Source organism: Pseudomonas sp. LH1G9, from assembly GCF_002949975.1.
In the GTDB taxonomy this organism is placed as follows: domain Bacteria; phylum Pseudomonadota; class Gammaproteobacteria; order Pseudomonadales; family Pseudomonadaceae; genus Aquipseudomonas; species Aquipseudomonas veronii.
The window spans coordinates 1,491,051-1,505,231 of the sequence record NZ_CP026880.1 but is presented as its reverse complement, the minus strand read 5'-3'; the positions used below and the strand labels follow the sequence as shown (position 1 = coordinate 1,505,231).

Annotated in this window: 14 protein-coding genes and 1 pseudogene; 5 read left to right on the top strand and 10 right to left on the bottom strand. The window is 62.6% G+C overall.

The window, feature by feature from the left end; genetic code table 11:
• Positions 1 to 2 precede the first annotated feature (2 nt).
• Positions 3 to 341 (top strand): annotated as a pseudogene (locus tag C5F70_RS07280) (alpha/beta hydrolase); the annotation flags it as partial.
• A 193-nt stretch (positions 342 to 534) separates the two neighbouring features.
• Here the strand turns inward: C5F70_RS07280 and C5F70_RS07275 are convergent.
• Entirely contained in the window at positions 535 to 1,695 is a 1,161-nt protein-coding gene (locus tag C5F70_RS07275) for an alpha-hydroxy acid oxidase (protein ID WP_079444110.1), read from the bottom strand.
• 76 nt (positions 1,696 to 1,771) lie between these two features.
• Positions 1,772 to 1,981 (bottom strand): DUF3079 domain-containing protein, encoded by a 210-nt coding sequence (locus C5F70_RS07270; RefSeq protein ID WP_017849308.1) that lies wholly within the window; start codon positions 1,979 to 1,981, stop codon positions 1,772 to 1,774.
• A 180-nt stretch (positions 1,982 to 2,161) separates the two neighbouring features.
• Here C5F70_RS07270 and C5F70_RS07265 point away from each other — a divergent pair, with 180 nt between their 5' ends.
• The 4 genes from C5F70_RS07265 to C5F70_RS07250 are packed head-to-tail and all read left to right on the top strand — an operon-like array spanning position 2,162 to position 5,219.
• Positions 2,162 to 2,692: an iron transporter gene (locus C5F70_RS07265; protein WP_017849309.1), complete on the top strand. Its 531-nt coding sequence runs from the start codon at positions 2,162 to 2,164 to the stop codon at positions 2,690 to 2,692.
• Positions 2,692 to 3,015 (top strand): cupredoxin domain-containing protein, encoded by a 324-nt coding sequence (locus C5F70_RS07260; protein ID WP_017849310.1) that lies wholly within the window; start codon positions 2,692 to 2,694, stop codon positions 3,013 to 3,015. The genes C5F70_RS07265 and C5F70_RS07260 overlap by 1 nt, the downstream gene beginning before the upstream one ends.
• Positions 3,016 to 3,030: 15 nt before the next feature.
• A complete protein-coding gene (locus C5F70_RS07255) occupies positions 3,031 to 3,870 on the top strand; it encodes an FTR1 family protein (RefSeq protein WP_046383091.1) in 840 nt (279 codons plus the stop codon).
• Positions 3,867 to 5,219 (top strand): 4Fe-4S binding protein, encoded by a 1,353-nt coding sequence (locus tag C5F70_RS07250; protein ID WP_104903006.1) that lies wholly within the window; start codon positions 3,867 to 3,869, stop codon positions 5,217 to 5,219. Before C5F70_RS07255 ends, C5F70_RS07250 begins: the two co-directional genes overlap by 4 nt.
• Positions 5,220 to 5,995: 776 nt before the next feature.
• On the opposite strand, the gene C5F70_RS07245 is transcribed toward C5F70_RS07250, so the two are convergent.
• The 8 genes from C5F70_RS07245 to narJ form a co-directional block, all read right to left on the bottom strand.
• A complete protein-coding gene (locus tag C5F70_RS07245) occupies positions 5,996 to 7,615 on the bottom strand; it encodes a methyl-accepting chemotaxis protein (RefSeq protein ID WP_046383089.1) in 1,620 nt (539 codons plus the stop codon).
• Between the two features lie 70 nt (positions 7,616 to 7,685).
• Positions 7,686 to 8,381 carry an anaerobic ribonucleoside-triphosphate reductase activating protein gene (locus tag C5F70_RS07240; RefSeq protein WP_169883988.1) on the bottom strand — a complete coding sequence of 232 codons (696 nt, stop codon included), beginning with the start codon at positions 8,379 to 8,381 and terminating at the stop codon, positions 7,686 to 7,688.
• Complete coding sequence (nrdD, locus tag C5F70_RS07235; RefSeq protein WP_017849317.1) at positions 8,378 to 8,533, bottom strand: anaerobic ribonucleoside-triphosphate reductase; 156 nt, start codon at positions 8,531 to 8,533, stop codon at positions 8,378 to 8,380. The genes C5F70_RS07240 and nrdD overlap by 4 nt, the downstream gene beginning before the upstream one ends.
• Positions 8,534 to 8,564: 31 nt before the next feature.
• Positions 8,565 to 10,565: a ribonucleoside triphosphate reductase gene (locus C5F70_RS07230; RefSeq protein WP_046489186.1), complete on the bottom strand. Its 2,001-nt coding sequence runs from the start codon at positions 10,563 to 10,565 to the stop codon at positions 8,565 to 8,567.
• A gap of 260 nt (positions 10,566 to 10,825) precedes the next feature.
• The gene (gene moaA / locus C5F70_RS07225; RefSeq protein WP_017849319.1) at positions 10,826 to 11,812 is read right to left on the bottom strand and encodes a GTP 3',8-cyclase MoaA; all 987 of its coding nucleotides are present in this window, start codon (positions 11,810 to 11,812) and stop codon (positions 10,826 to 10,828) included.
• Position 11,813: 1 nt separating this feature from the next.
• Complete coding sequence (locus C5F70_RS07220) at positions 11,814 to 12,740, bottom strand: peptidylprolyl isomerase (RefSeq protein ID WP_104903004.1); 927 nt, start codon at positions 12,738 to 12,740, stop codon at positions 11,814 to 11,816.
• A 10-nt stretch (positions 12,741 to 12,750) separates the two neighbouring features.
• Positions 12,751 to 13,431 carry a respiratory nitrate reductase subunit gamma gene (gene narI / locus C5F70_RS07215; protein WP_017849321.1) on the bottom strand — a complete coding sequence of 227 codons (681 nt, stop codon included), beginning with the start codon at positions 13,429 to 13,431 and terminating at the stop codon, positions 12,751 to 12,753.
• Positions 13,424 to 14,179, bottom strand: a complete 756-nt coding sequence (gene narJ, locus C5F70_RS07210; protein ID WP_017849322.1) for a nitrate reductase molybdenum cofactor assembly chaperone — start codon at positions 14,177 to 14,179, stop codon at positions 13,424 to 13,426. Before narJ ends, narI begins: the two co-directional genes overlap by 8 nt.
• Positions 14,180 to 14,181: the final 2 nt, after the last annotated feature.

Here is a 14,181-nt window from a genome sequence, read left to right as displayed (position 1 = left end):
ATTCCCTGGCGGATGTGGCCACCGCCGTGGCGGATACCGCCTTGCCGGTGCGCTGGCTGCTGTCGCAGAAATTCGATTCCATCGACAAGATTGCCGACATCCATATGCCACTGCTGGTGGTCCACGGCCTGGACGACCGCTACGTTCCCCCACGGTTCAACGAGCAATTATTTGCTGCCGCCCAGGAACCCAAGCGCCTGTTGCTGGTGCCCGGCGCCAGCCACAACAACAGCATGAGCCTGGCCGGGCGCAGCTATCGCAAAGCGCTGGACAACCTGATGCAAGCGAAGATGCCGACACAGGTTGTCACCCACTCAACCGGGCGCGCCAACGACTCATAAAATGTGTTTTCGGCACTGGGTTCGCGCGGGGCTGTCAAGCGCAAACCCAGCCTATGCTGGCCCGCGCCAGAAGTTGATCAAATATTGACCTTGGGTTGAATCGCCAACCCCTGCCGGGCCCTCGCAAAGTTATCCACAGAGATACCCACGGTTTTCGTGGACAACTCTTTTTATTTTTTTACGATTTTTTTGCTCAGCCCGCGCCTTGGGGAAAGGTGCCAGGCAGCAAAATTTCGCGATTCACATCGCGTATATCGTTATACCCGCACAGCGCCATCGACACGTCCAACTCGCGGGCGATGATCTCCAGCGCCTTGGTCACCCCCGCTTCACCCATCGCGCCCAGGCCGTACAAATGCGGGCGGCCGATCAGGGTGCCTTTGGCGCCCAATGCCATGGCCTTGAGCACGTCCTGGCCGGAACGGATACCGCCATCGAGCCACACTTCAATACGCTCGCCCACCGCCTCGACGATCGCCGGCAATTGGCTGATGCTCGACGGCGCGCCATCCAACTGACGACCGCCGTGGTTACTCACCACTAACGCATCGGCGCCGGCATTCGCCGCCAGGCGCGCATCTTCCACATCGAGGATGCCCTTGATGATCAACTTGCCGCCCCAGCATTTCTTGATCCACTCCACATCGTCCCAACTCAGGCGCGGGTCGAACTGCTGGGCGGTCCACGCCGACAGCGAACTCATGTCCGCCACACCTTTGACATGCCCGACGATATTGCCGAAGCCATGACGCTTGGTGCCGAGCATGCCCATCACCCAGCGCGGCTTGGTCATCATGTTGAGGATATTCGGCAGGGTCAGTCTGGGCGGTGCCGACAGGCCGTTGATCAGGTCCTTGTGACGTTGGCCGAGGATCTGCAGGTCCAGGGTCAACACCAACGCATCGACACCGGCGGCCTTGGCGCGCTCGATCAACTGCTCGATAAAGGCGCGGTCGCGCATCACATAGAGTTGAAACCAGAACGGCTGGCCGACCTGTTCGGCGATGTCTTCCAGGGAGCAGATGCTCATGGTCGACAAGGTGTAGCGCAGGCCAAAGGCAGCAGCGGCACGGGCGGTGAGAATTTCACCATCGGCATGCTGCATCCCTGCCAGGCCGGTGGGCGCCAGAGCGACTGGCATGGCCATGTCCTGGCCGATCATGGTGGCGCGGATCGAACGTTTATCGATATTGCGCGCCACCCGTTGGCGGAATTTGATCTGGGCAAAATCGCTTTCATTCGCCCGGTAAGTGCTTTCAGTCCAAGAGCCAGAATCGGCGTAGTCGTAAAACATCCTTGGAACACGTTTTTGCGCCAGCTTGCGTAAGTCTTCGATGGTTGTGATCAACGACATCTGCGTCACCTCTCCCTGAACTGAGTAGGAAGAGTAACCGCCCATCCGCCGTACAACCAGCCATTGCGTTGATTGATCAGGCCGCTGACGGTTCGTCCGTGGCAGGTGGCTCGGGGGTGAGTCCCCAGTCGCCGTGCTCGTACCAGTCATCGCCGATCATCTCGGCCGGGTGCATGGTGCGGTCGGCGCCGTTGCCACAGGCCAGATCGGTCGTGGCGCAATAGCGGTCGCAGCCCCAGCAGATGCGTTCGGGGTGCTTGGGGTGCAGCGGAAAAGGCTTGGCCATGATGAGGTTCCCTACCGGCGAACAATAGAGTCAACCTAACCTGCTCGAGGGGGCATGGCCTTGACTGCGGTCAAGGTTGGCCAACATGAAATATCGCAGAAACTTGACAAGAATCATTATTATTTACGATCAACCTTCCTAGACTCGGGATCTTTCCCCCTCACCCGTCAGGAAGCCTCCATGCGTATCCCTTCTACTGTGTCCCTGGTCCTGCTGTTGTCCACCTCTGCGGCGTTCGCCAAGGAGTACCCGATCGGCGAGCCGCAGCACTGCCCAGGCCTGGAAATCGGCGCGGTGTACCTGCAACCGATCGAGATGGCACCCGCCGGCATGATGCGCGCCACGGCCGACTCCGACGTCCACCTTGAAGCCGATGTGCGCGCCACGGCGGACAATGCCCAAGGCTTCCAGGAAGGCAGTTTCGTGCCGTACCTGAACCTGTCCTTTACGTTGAAAAAGCAAGGCAGCGACACGCCGATCACCGGTGATTTCCACGCCATGGTCGCCAATGACGGGCCGCACTACGGCGACAACGTCAAGCTGCAAGGCCCAGGCAAATACACCCTGACCTTCAGCGTATTGCCGCCCAGCGGCCACCAGTCCCTGGGCCGCCATACCGACAAGGAAACCGGGGTCGCACCGTGGTTCGAACGCTGCGAAGTCCACTACGAATTCGTCTATGCCGGCATCGGCAAGAAAGGCGGTTACTGATGCGTCGCGCCTTGCTGCTGGGCAGCTTGCTGCTGAGCGGCGCGGCCCTGGCGGCGCCGTTGCCGACCTATGAACTGACCCTGCAGGACGGCCACTTCATCCCGCCGCAACTCACGGTCAAGGCCGGCGAGCGCTTCAAGATCGTGCTGCACAACCTCGGCCAAGGCCCGGCCGAATTCGAGAGCACGCCGCTGCGCGTGGAGAAAGTCTTGTCCCCCGGCGTGACCACCTTCGTCGTGATCCACCCGCTCACGCCGGGGTTGTATCCGTTCTTTGACGAGTTCAACCCACAGTTGCCCGAAGGCAGCATCCTTGCCCAATAGCCCCGGGAGCCGTTGATGAATCAATCGATGTTTATTGTCTGGCGCGAAAGCGTCGAGGCGCTGCTGGTGATCGGCATTCTGCAAGTCTGGATCAGCCGCCAGACTGCGCACTCGCGCCTGGGGCGTTTCCTGTGGGCCGGGGTGGTCCTGGGCTTGTTCTGCTCGGCCGGCCTGGCCGGCTTGATGCTGTGGGCCGGTGAGGCCATGACCGGCCCCCAGGGCGAATGGCTGCAAGCGGCGCTGACGTTATTGGCCAGCGGCCTGATGGTGCAGATGGTGTTCTGGATGCATCGTCACGCGGCCACACTCAAAAACACCCTGGTACGCGAAGCCGATGAACGCCTGGCGCGCCAGGGCGGTTGGGGCGTGTTGCTATTGACGCTGTTGGCGGTGAGCCGCGAAGGCAGTGAAACCGTGGTGTTTCTGTACGGTGCCGGCGCGCGTCTGCAGGGCCCGGCGCTGAACCTGTTCGCGATCGGCGGCGTGCTGGGCCTGGTGTTGGCGGGGCTCACGGTGCTGTTGTTGCGCAGTACGCGGCGCTTCATTTCCTGGTCGCTGTTTTTCGCCCTCAGCGAAGCGCTGTTGCTGCTGCTCGGCGGGGCTTTGCTGGTGGCGGCCGTGGACCGTATCAGCGGGCAATTGCTGGCGATGGACATGCCCGAGTGGGTCTATTCGAGCTTCGGTGAAAGCCGCTGGGACAGCAGTACCCTGCTCAGCGACAGCCACGGCCTGGGCGCGATGTTGGCTGACTTTGTCGGCTACCGCGCCGCGCCGAGCCTGGTCACCGTGCTGGTGCTGCTCGGCTATTGGTTGTGGGTGGGCAACGGCCTGCGCCGTTCGCGGCACGCGGCATGAGCTGGCTGCAGCGCCTGGGCGATGGCATGCGCCGCCATGGGCGCTTGATCCGTGCCGTGCAATGGGCGGTGGTGCTGGTCTACGCCGTGCTGCTGGTGCTGCCGGCGCTGCTGCCGTTGCCGGACAGCCAGGCGCGCCTGGTGAACAACCTGACGCTGCTCGCGCAATTCATCTTTTGGGGCCTCTGGTGGCCGTTCGTATTGCTGTCGATGGTGTTGTTCGGCCGCCTGTGGTGCGGCGTGCTCTGCCCGGAAGGTTCCCTGAGCGAATGGGCCAGCCAGCACGGGCGCGGCCTCGGTATTCCGCGCTGGCTGCGCTGGGGCGGCTGGCCGACGTTGGGCTTTTGCCTGACCACCCTCTACGGCCAATTGATCAGCGTGTATGACTACGCCCAGGCGGCCCTGTTGATTCTCGGCGGCTCGACCCTCGGCGCGGTGATCGTCGGCCTGTTGTTCGTGCGCGGCAAGCGCGTGTGGTGTCGGTACCTGTGCCCGGTCAGCGGCGTCTTCGCCCTGCTCGCCCGCCTGGCGCCGGTGCATTTCGCGGTGGATGAGCAGCGCTGGAAAGCCAACGACGCACCGCGCCTGCCGCTGCCCAACTGCGCGCCGCTGCTGGATATCCGCCGCCTGCAAGGGGCCAGCGAGTGCCATGCCTGCGGCCGTTGCAGCGGGCAACGCGGCGCGGTGCAACTGATCGCCCGCTCGTGCAATCAGGAGATCCTGCAGGCGCCCCATCAGCAAGGCTCGGCGTGGGACGCGCGGCTGTTGCTGTTTGGTGTGATCGGCCTGGCGATGGGGGCGTTTCAATGGACCGTCAGTCCGTGGTTTATCGCGCTCAAACAAACCCTGGCGACGTGGCTGGTCGGCCATGACTGGCTGTGGCCGCTGCAAGACAACGCGCCGTGGTGGTTGCTCACTCATTATCCGCAGCTCAATGACAGCTTCAGTTGGTTGGATGGCTTGTGCATTGTGTTGTATCTGGGGGGGAGTTCGTTGGTATTGGGGGGCGGCTGCTGGCTGCTGCTGCGGTTGGCCGCGTGGGTGGCGGGTGATCGCGCACTGTTTCGGCCCTTGGCGCTGACGCTGACGCCCCTCGGTGGTGCGGGTTTGTTCCTGGGGTTGTCGGCGACCACGGTGAAGTTGTTGCGGTATGAGGGGTTGGGGTTGGCTTGGGTGCAATCGGCGCGGGCCGTGTTGTTGATGGCGGCGGTTGGGTGGTGCTTGTGGTTGGGGTGGCGGCAGCTTCAGGGGGTTGGGGGGCTGCGGCGTTGGGGTGGGTGGTTGTGTGTGGGGTTGAGTGTTGGGTTGGTGGGGGGTGGATGGTGGTTGCAGTTTTGGGGGTGGGGTTGAGTGCCGTTTTTTCGGTGATTGCGGCGGCGGCTGAGTACATATCCGTTATGGTTCCGCTCTTACAGCGGGTCACTTTGGAAAAAAAAGCCTCAAAGTAACCAAAGGGCTCTTGCCCCACCACTCGGTGCCTCGCCTAGGCTCGGCATGCCCTCACTCCGGCCAGCGTGGTTTGACGGGGCGCCTAAGATCAAGATCAAAAACCAGAGCCAGAGCCAGAGCCAGAGCCAGAGCCAGAGCAGAATGAGTTCTATCTGATCCATGGGGATCAAAATGTGGGAGGGGGCTTGCCCCCGATAGCGGTGGATCAGTCATGCATGTAGTGACTGACACACTGCCATCGGGGGCAAGCCCCCTCCCACATTTCTGACCGAGTTCGGCTTGCAGGATCAGGTTGGCTATAAGGCCGCGCCCAAGAGCAAGAGCAGAACGAGCTCTATCTGATCCATGGAGATCAAAATGTGGGAGGGGGCTTGCCCCCGATAGCGGTGGATCAGTCATGCATGTAGTGACTGACACACTGCTATCGGGGGCAAGCCCCCTCCCACATTTCTGACCGAGTTCGGCTTGCAGGATCAGGTCGGATATAAGGCCGCGCCCAAGAGCAAGAGCAGAACGAGTTCTATCTAATCCATGGGGATCAAAATGTGAGAGGGGGCAGCCCCCTCCCACACTTTTTTGACCGCGTTGGGCTTTCAGGATCAGATCGGCTATAAGGCCGCCGCGCGTTGGTTACTTTTCGGGTTGGCCATTACCGAAGAAACGCATCGCCACACCACCTAAACCTTAAACCGCGCCACCGTCTGATGCAGTTCCCCCGCCATCCCTGCCAGATCATGCCCCGCCGTTTCGGTATGCAAGGCCCCTTGCAATACCTGTTGCGACAGGTTCCGAATCCCCACCAGGTTGCGATCCACTTCCCGCGCCACCAGTGCCTGTTCTTCGGTGGCGCTGGCAATCATCAAGTTGCGCTCATTGATCTGCGAAATCGAGCGGGTGATTTCATCCAGCGCCTCCCCCGAGCGTTGCGCTACGCCCAAGGTCGCCTGCACCCGTTCGCTGCTGCTGTGCATGGCGGCCACGGCGTGTTCGGTGTCCTGGCGGATGTTGCCGATCATCTGCTCGATCTCCTGGGTCGAGGTCTGGGTACGATGGGCCAGGGCGCGCACTTCATCGGCGACCACCGCAAAACCGCGCCCGGCATCGCCGGCCCGGGCCGCTTCGATCGCGGCGTTGAGGGCCAGCAGATTGGTCTGGTCGGCGATGCTGCGGATCACGTCCAGCACGCCGCTGATGTCTTGCACGCGGCCGGCGAGTTGCTGGATGCGTTCGGAGGTTTCCACCACGCCGGTGGCCAGGGTGTTGATCGAGGCCACGGTTTCCTGCACCTGCGCCCGCCCAAGCTGGGCGGTCTGTTCCGACAGGCGCGAGGCTTCGCTGGTGCTCACCGCGTTGCGCGCGACTTCATCGACGGCGGCGGTCATTTCGTTCACCGCGGTGGCGGCCTGTTCGATTTCCTGGCCCTGCAACTGCAGGCTGCTGCTGGTCTGGCTGCTGACCGCGCTCAACTCTTCGGATGAACTGGCCACGCCATCCACCGAAGCGGCGATCTGCCGGACCATCTGGTTGAGGTTCTGCTGCATCTGGTGCAGGTTGCGCATCACGCTGCCGTCGGCACTGTTGCCCAGCGGCACCTCGATGGTCAGGTCGCCCTGGGCGATATGGCTGAGCACCCGCGCCACCTCGTCCGGCTCGCCGCCCAAAGGCCGGGTGACGCTGCGCGTGACAATCACGGCGGCCGCCACGACCAGGCTCACGCATAGCAGGAATAATCCGATCATCGTGCGGCGCGCATCGTCGTAGAGAATTTGCGCAGCCTGCTCGCGCTCGACGAACAGTCGGCCTTGCATGGCCATCAACGCATCGAGGCTCTTGAACACCTCAAGCTCGGCCGGCACCACCTGCTGTTTGAGCTGGGCCAGGCCCTGCTCGCGGGCGCCCTGCTTGATCAGCGCCTGCACCTGGGTAAAGGCCGCGACGTAGGTTTCCCGATGGGTTTTCAACGCGGCATAGGCCGCCTTGCCTTCGGCGGTATCGAACAGTGGCTCCAGGGTGGCGAACGCCTGGGTAATGCGCTGCCGGGTGGTGCCAATGGCCTCTTGGGCCTGCTGGTTATCCTGGTCGATCAGCAGGTCGCGGGTGTTGCGCCCGTTATCGCGCACGCCGGTGGCGATCACCATGATCGGTGCGATTTTCGGCCAGTCCTGCTGCACGATCTGTTCGGACTGTTGCTTGAGGGTTGCCAGGTCGTGCAAGGCGTAAAACACCAAACCGACCAGAGCCAGCGGCGCAATCGCGAAGCCGATGACAATGCGTTGTGCCGTGGTTAACTGCGTCATTCTAAACATTCCTTGATGAATACCTGCCCGAAACGGGCAGCATCTTTAAAAATCCTGGAAGGGCGATCGGTCACCCTCGTAATACAAAAGCCGGAAACAACTCGCGCATGTGGCCCCACAACTCCGGCAATGCCATCTGTGCCGGGGCAATCGGCAATTGCTCATCGAGCATGCTTGCCGTGCGGACCATCTGCACGGCGAAGCGCTTGACACCACTGGCTTGCAAACGCTGGGCCAGGCGCAACAGGCGCGACGTATCGATCAGATGCCAATGCACCGTGGTGCGACACTCGTAGTCCACGCCACTGGCCAGCAAGGTCTCCAAACTGCGCCAATTGGCGGCGCCGCTGCCTTTGACCTGGGTGACCAGTTGATAGTCCTCGACCAGGGCCTTCACATCGAAGCCCACCCAGTCGGCATGGCGCAGCGCATTGGCAAAGCCTGCCGGTTTGATCCCCGCACTGTGCAGGCCCACGCGAAAGCCCATGGCGCGTACCTCGTCCATCGCCGCTGGCAAACCTTCCTGCAAGGTCGGCTCACCGCCGCTGAACACCACCGCGTCCAACAGGTCCTGGCGGCGCTGCAAAAACAGCAAAACCCGGCGCCAATCGATCTCCGCGCTACCGCGCGGTGCAATCAGGTCCGGGTTATGGCAGTAACGACAGCGCCAGGCACAACCCTGGCAGAACAGCACACAAGCGAGCATGCCGGGGTAGTCGAGGGTGGTCAGGGGCACCATGCCCCCAACCCGTAGCATTCGACTCATTGGCGCCCGGCCGCGCAAGCCGCTTCGGTAAAGTGAACACGCTCCTTGTGTTCGGACTGTTTGCCGGGGTTGAACGCGGACACCGGCCGGTGGTAACCCATCACCCGGGTCCAGACTTCGCAGCGCTGACGTTGTGGCTGGGATGTTTGCATGGTGAATCTCCTTGCGGGTTGAAAAACAGGTTCAAGACTGGGCGGCAAGCGCGAGGATCTCATCGCACTTGGGGCAGAACTCGTGTTCGCCGGCGAGGTAGCCGTGTACCGGACAGATCGAGAAGGTCGGGGTCACGGTCAGGTACGGCAGGCGGAAACGCCCCAGCGCTTTGCGCACCAATTGCTTGCAGGCCTGGGCCGAGGAAATCTGTTCGGCCATGTACAGGTGCAGCACAGTACCGCCGGTGTATTTGCATTGCAGTTCGTCTTGCAGCTCGAGGGCTTCGAAGGGGTCTTCGGTGAAGCCCACCGGCAGTTGCGACGAGTTGGTGTAGTACGGCGCATCCAGGCTGCCGGCTTGCAGGATGTCCGGGTAGCGCTTGCGGTCTTCCTTGGCGAAGCGGTAGGTGGTGCCTTCCGCCGGGGTGGCTTCGAGGTTGTAGAGGTGACCGGTTTCTTCCTGGAAGCGCAGTAAGGTGGCGCGCACATGGTCGAGCAGGCGCAGGGCGAACGCGCGGCCTTCTTCGGTGTGCGTGCCCTGCGTGTCATCCGTGAAATTGCGCAGCATCTCGTGCATGCCGTTGAGGCCGATGGTGGAGAAGTGGTTGCGCAACGTCCCCAGGTAACGCTTGGTGTAGGGGTACAACCCGGCGTCCATGTGGTGCTGGATCACCTTGCGCTTGACCTCCAGGCTTTCCATGGCCATTTCCATCAGGCTGTCCAGGCGTTGCAGCAAGCCGCCGGTATCGCCCTTGAACAGGTAACCGAGGCGCGCGCAGTTGATTGTCACCACGCCCAGCGAGCCGGTCTGCTCCGCCGAACCGAACAGCCCGCCGCCGCGCTTGAGCAGCTCGCGCACGTCCAGTTGCAGGCGACAGCACATGGAGCGCACCTGGTTGGGTTGCATGTCCGAATTGAGGAAGTTCTGGAAATACGGCAAGCCGTAGCGCGCGGTCATCTCGAACAGGCGGTCGGCGTTCTCGCTGTCCCAGGGGAAATCATGGGTGATGTTGTAGGTCGGAATCGGGAAGGTGAACACCCGCCCCTTGGCATCCCCGGCCTGCATCACTTCGATGTAGGCGCGGTTGATCAGCTCCATTTCCGTTTGCAGGTCGCCATAGGCAAATGGCATTTCCTCACCGCCGATCACCGGCACCTGCTCGCGCAAGTCTTCCGGGCAGACCCAATCGAAGGTCAGGTTGGTGAATGGCGTCTGGGTGCCCCAGCGCGACGGCACGTTGAGGTTGTAGATGAACTCCTGCACCGCCTGGCGCACCTCGGGGTAGCTCAACTGGTCTTTGCGCACATAAGGCGCAAGATAGGTGTCGAACGAGCTGAACGCCTGGGCGCCGGCCCATTCGTTTTGCAGGGTGCCGAGGAAGTTGACCATCTGCCCCAGGGCACTGCTCAAATGCTTGGGCGGCCCCGCTTCGACGCGACCCGGCACGCCATTGAGGCCTTCGTGCAGCAACGAACGCAGCGACCAACCGGCGCAGTAGCCGGCGAGCATGTCGAGGTCGTGGATATGCAGATCCGCCTCACGGTGTGCGCGGCCGATCTGCTGGCTGTAGACCTCGTCCAGCCAGTAATTGGCAGTGACCTTGCCCGATACGTTCAGCACCAGCCCGCCGAGGGAATACCCCTGGTTGGCATTGGCCTGCACGCGCCAGTCTTCACGGTCGAGGTATTCGTTCATCGAGGTGGCGACTTCCACCAGGGTCTTGCGGTCGCGGCGCAGGCGACCGTGCTGTTCGCGGTAGACGATATACGCGCGCATCGACAAGAAGTAACCGGCATCCATCAACACCCGCTCGACGCTGTCTTGGATCTGCTCCACATCCAGCCGTTCGATGCCGCGCAGCCGCGCCAGTACCGCACCGAGCAACAGGTCGACCTCGGCCTCCCGATACTCGCCGGTGGCATTGCCGGCGGCGATCAGAGCCTGACGGATTTTTTCGGCGTCGAAGGCAACGAGGCTACCGTCGCGTTTGTGCAGGCGGTTACTGACCAGCGGGCTGAGCATGCTTTGCATTGGAAGGCTCCAGACACTACATATAGATTTAATAAATCTTTGAAACACAATATGCAGTGATATTACGGTCAAGCGTTTGGGCTGCCATTGATCAAGGTCAAGTCTGAACGAAGATCAAAATGTGGGAGGGGCGGTGCGACGATTCGCACTTGTTCCCGATAGCGGTGGATCAGTCGTGCATGTATTGGCTGACACACTGCTATCGGGGGCAAGCCCCCTCCCACAGTAAGTTCCCTGCCACAGCAAGTCCCCTGCCACATTCAACCGCCGCTCATATTCATGAAGCGCACCACCTGCACCTCCCCTGCCCCGGTGAAATCATGGCGCAGCGGCTTACCCCGCAATCCCTTGTGCAACGCCTCGATCAACGGCGCGTCGTCCAACGGGTAACGCCGCAGCAAAGCGCGGAAGTCCACCGCGTTGTCCTGCCCCAGGCACAGCAGCAACTGCCCTTCGACGGTCATCCGCACGCGGTTGCAACTGCCGCAGAAGTTGTGGGAGTTGGGCGAGATAAAGCCGATGCGCGTGCCCGGATGCCGCGCCAGGCGCACATAGCGCGCCGGGCCGCCGCTGTTTTCGGTGCTGTCGAGCAAGGCATGGTGACGGGCGATCACGCTGCGTACTTCATCACTGGCACAGAACGTCTCGCCGCGGGAGCGGCCCACGTCGCCCAGGGGCATTTCCTCGATAAAGCTGATGTCGATGCCTTGGTCGATCGCGTACTGCACCAGCGCCGGCACTTCATCGAAGTTGCGCCCTTTCATCACCACGCAGTTGAGCTTGACCCGCTCGAACCCGGCCTCTCGCGCCGCCTCGATACCGTCCAGCACCTGGCGCAGATCACCGTTGCGGGTGATCGCGCGAAAGCGCTGCGCATCCAGGCTGTCGAGGCTGATGTTCATGCGCTTGACCCCGGCGTCCACCAGCGGCTGCGCGAGGCGCGCCAACTGCGAGCCATTGCTGGTCATCACCAGTTCGCGCAAGCCCGGCAGTGCCGCGATATTGCGGCACAACCCGACAATGCCCGGGCGGATCAACGGCTCGCCGCCGGTCAGGCGGATCTTGCGCACGCCCTGGCCGACGAACAGCGCGGCCAGGCGTTCCAGCTCTTCCAGGGTCAGCACCTGCTGGCGCGGCAGGAACGTCATGTTTTTCGCCATGCAGTACACACAGCGAAAATCACAACGGTCGGTCACCGACAAGCGCAGGTAATCGATCGAACGGCCCACCCCATCCACCAGGCTCATGTCACTGCACCAGCGGCGAGTCGGCGCCCTGCAGCGCGATGCCACGAATGTCCGCCGCGCCGATCAGGGTTTGCAGGTACTGCACCAATGCCTTTTGCCACACGCCTTGCTGCAACTGGGTGCGGATCGCCACCGCCACCGCTTCATACGGCAGCGGTTGGCCTTCGATACGCTGATCGACATAGATCACATGCCAGCCATAACGACTCTCCAGCGGCTTGCCGGCCAGGCCCGGCGCGAGGGTGAACAACTGACGCTCCAGCTCGGGCACGGTCTGGCCCTTGCTCACCTGGCCCAGCGAACCGCCCTGGGCCTTGGACGGGCACGCCGAATACTGCAGGGCCAGCTCGGCGAATTGGCCGGGCTGCTCGTTCAGGTTCTGCAGCAGCACTTCCGCCTGGCCGTGCGCCAGATGGCGCGCCTCGGCGTCGTCCGGCGCGCATTCGAGCAGAATGTGCCGCACCGCCAGCAACGGCGCGCTGTGAAAGCGCCCGCGGTTGTTCTCGAAGTAGCGCACACAGGTGGCCTCGTCGCACTCAGGCACCTTGACCTCACGCTCGAGCAGCAAGCGCGTGGCGGCTTCTTCTTCGTTCTCGCCGGCGGCGATCTCCACCGCCAGGCCCAGCTCGGCGATCCGCTGCTGCAACAGCTCGCGGATCACCAGCGCACGGGCGGCCAGATACACCGCCTCCTCGCGGCTTTCGGCCGGGTGATATTGCAACTCCAGGGCCATGGCCTCCGGCGTGACGGGCACGCCGTTGACGCTGATGATCGGCCATTCCTGTTCACTGCTGGCGATCAACTCAGGCGCCGTCAGTTCCTCGAACAGAGCCGGGGCCGCAACCTCGGCCACCACCGGTTCTTTGACCGACGAGCCGCAACCGCCGCTGCCGCCATTACCGCCACCACATCCGCATCCAGTTGTCATGACGCTCTCCTCAATACTTCTGCCGCACGATTTGATAACGACGCCCCAGGTACCAGATCGGCGCGCTGACCATATGCACCAAGCGGGTAAACGGGAACAGCACGAACAGGGTCAAGCCCAGCGCCACATGCGCCTTGTAGATCAGGCTGACCGGCTCGATCGACGCCGCCGCGTCCACTGGTCGCAACAGCACCACGTTCTGCGCCCAGTCGGCGAGCATCACCATGACCGAACCGTCCATATGCCCGGTGGACGCGACGATGGTCAGCAAACCGAGCACCAACTGCGCGAGCAGCACCAGCAGGATCAGGATGTCCGACGGGCTCGACGTGGCCCGCACACGCGGGTCGCCCAGGCGGCGCTTGACCAGCATCAGCAAACCCACCAGGCACAGCAGGCCGAAGACGCCACCGGAGACCATCGCCAGCAACTGCTTGTGCTCAGTGCTGATCACATGGTGATAGACCGACGCTGGGGTCAGCAGGCCGACAAAGTGCCCGGCCAGCACGAACAGCACGCCAATGTGGAAGAAGTTGCTCGCCACGCGCATGCCACGGTTGTTGAGCATCTGGCTGGAGCCAGCCTTCCAGGTGTACTGCGACAGGTCGAACCGCGCCCAACTGCCCAACAGGCAGATCGCCAGGGCGACATAGGGGTACACCCCGAATACCAGCAAATTCCACTTAGACATTACCCACCTCCGTGGCCGGCACTGCGGCCTGCCCTTCTTGCTGAAAATCCACCCAGTGCAACGGCACCGCGCTTTCTTCGCGGGCTTTGCCCGGTGCGCTGGGCATCGAGCTGCAACGGTCCTGTTGTTCGGCCTGCATAAAGTCCACCGCTTCCTCTTCCCAGATCTTGTCCAGGGCTTCGAGGGAGTCGTCACGCGGCTCGGCGGCGACCTGGGCGCGCAGTTCGGCCACGGCCTGGTGTGGCTCGGCACCCGAGATCTGCAGCAACGCACGGAAGCAACTGGCGTAGCCGCTCTCGCGCTCGTCCAGGCGTGCGGCGAGCAGCGCCAGCAAATGCGCCACATCCGCCAGGCCCTCGCGGGCCTCGATGTCTTCGCGGGTCGAGAGGAACTCCAGGTACAGCGGGATATAGTCCGGCAGCTCCTTGACGCCGATGGCAAACCCGGCCTCTTCGTACTGGGCCATCATGTCGACCATGGCCTGGCCACGGTCGCGGGACTCGCCGTGGACGTGTTCGAATAACAGCAACGACAGCGAGCGCCCACGGCCGAACAGCGCGCCGTAGTGTTCCTGGCCGTCCATCAGGTCATTGGCGCAGATCAGCTCGAGCAACTCGAACAACGCGCCGCGCTGCTTGGGGCTGATTTCCCGCGACTCGATGATCGCCTGTTCCAGTTCGTCGCGGCCGTTCACCAGGGTTTCGGTGGGGTAGTCCAGCAGCAACGAAATCACTTTGAGAATACGCATGC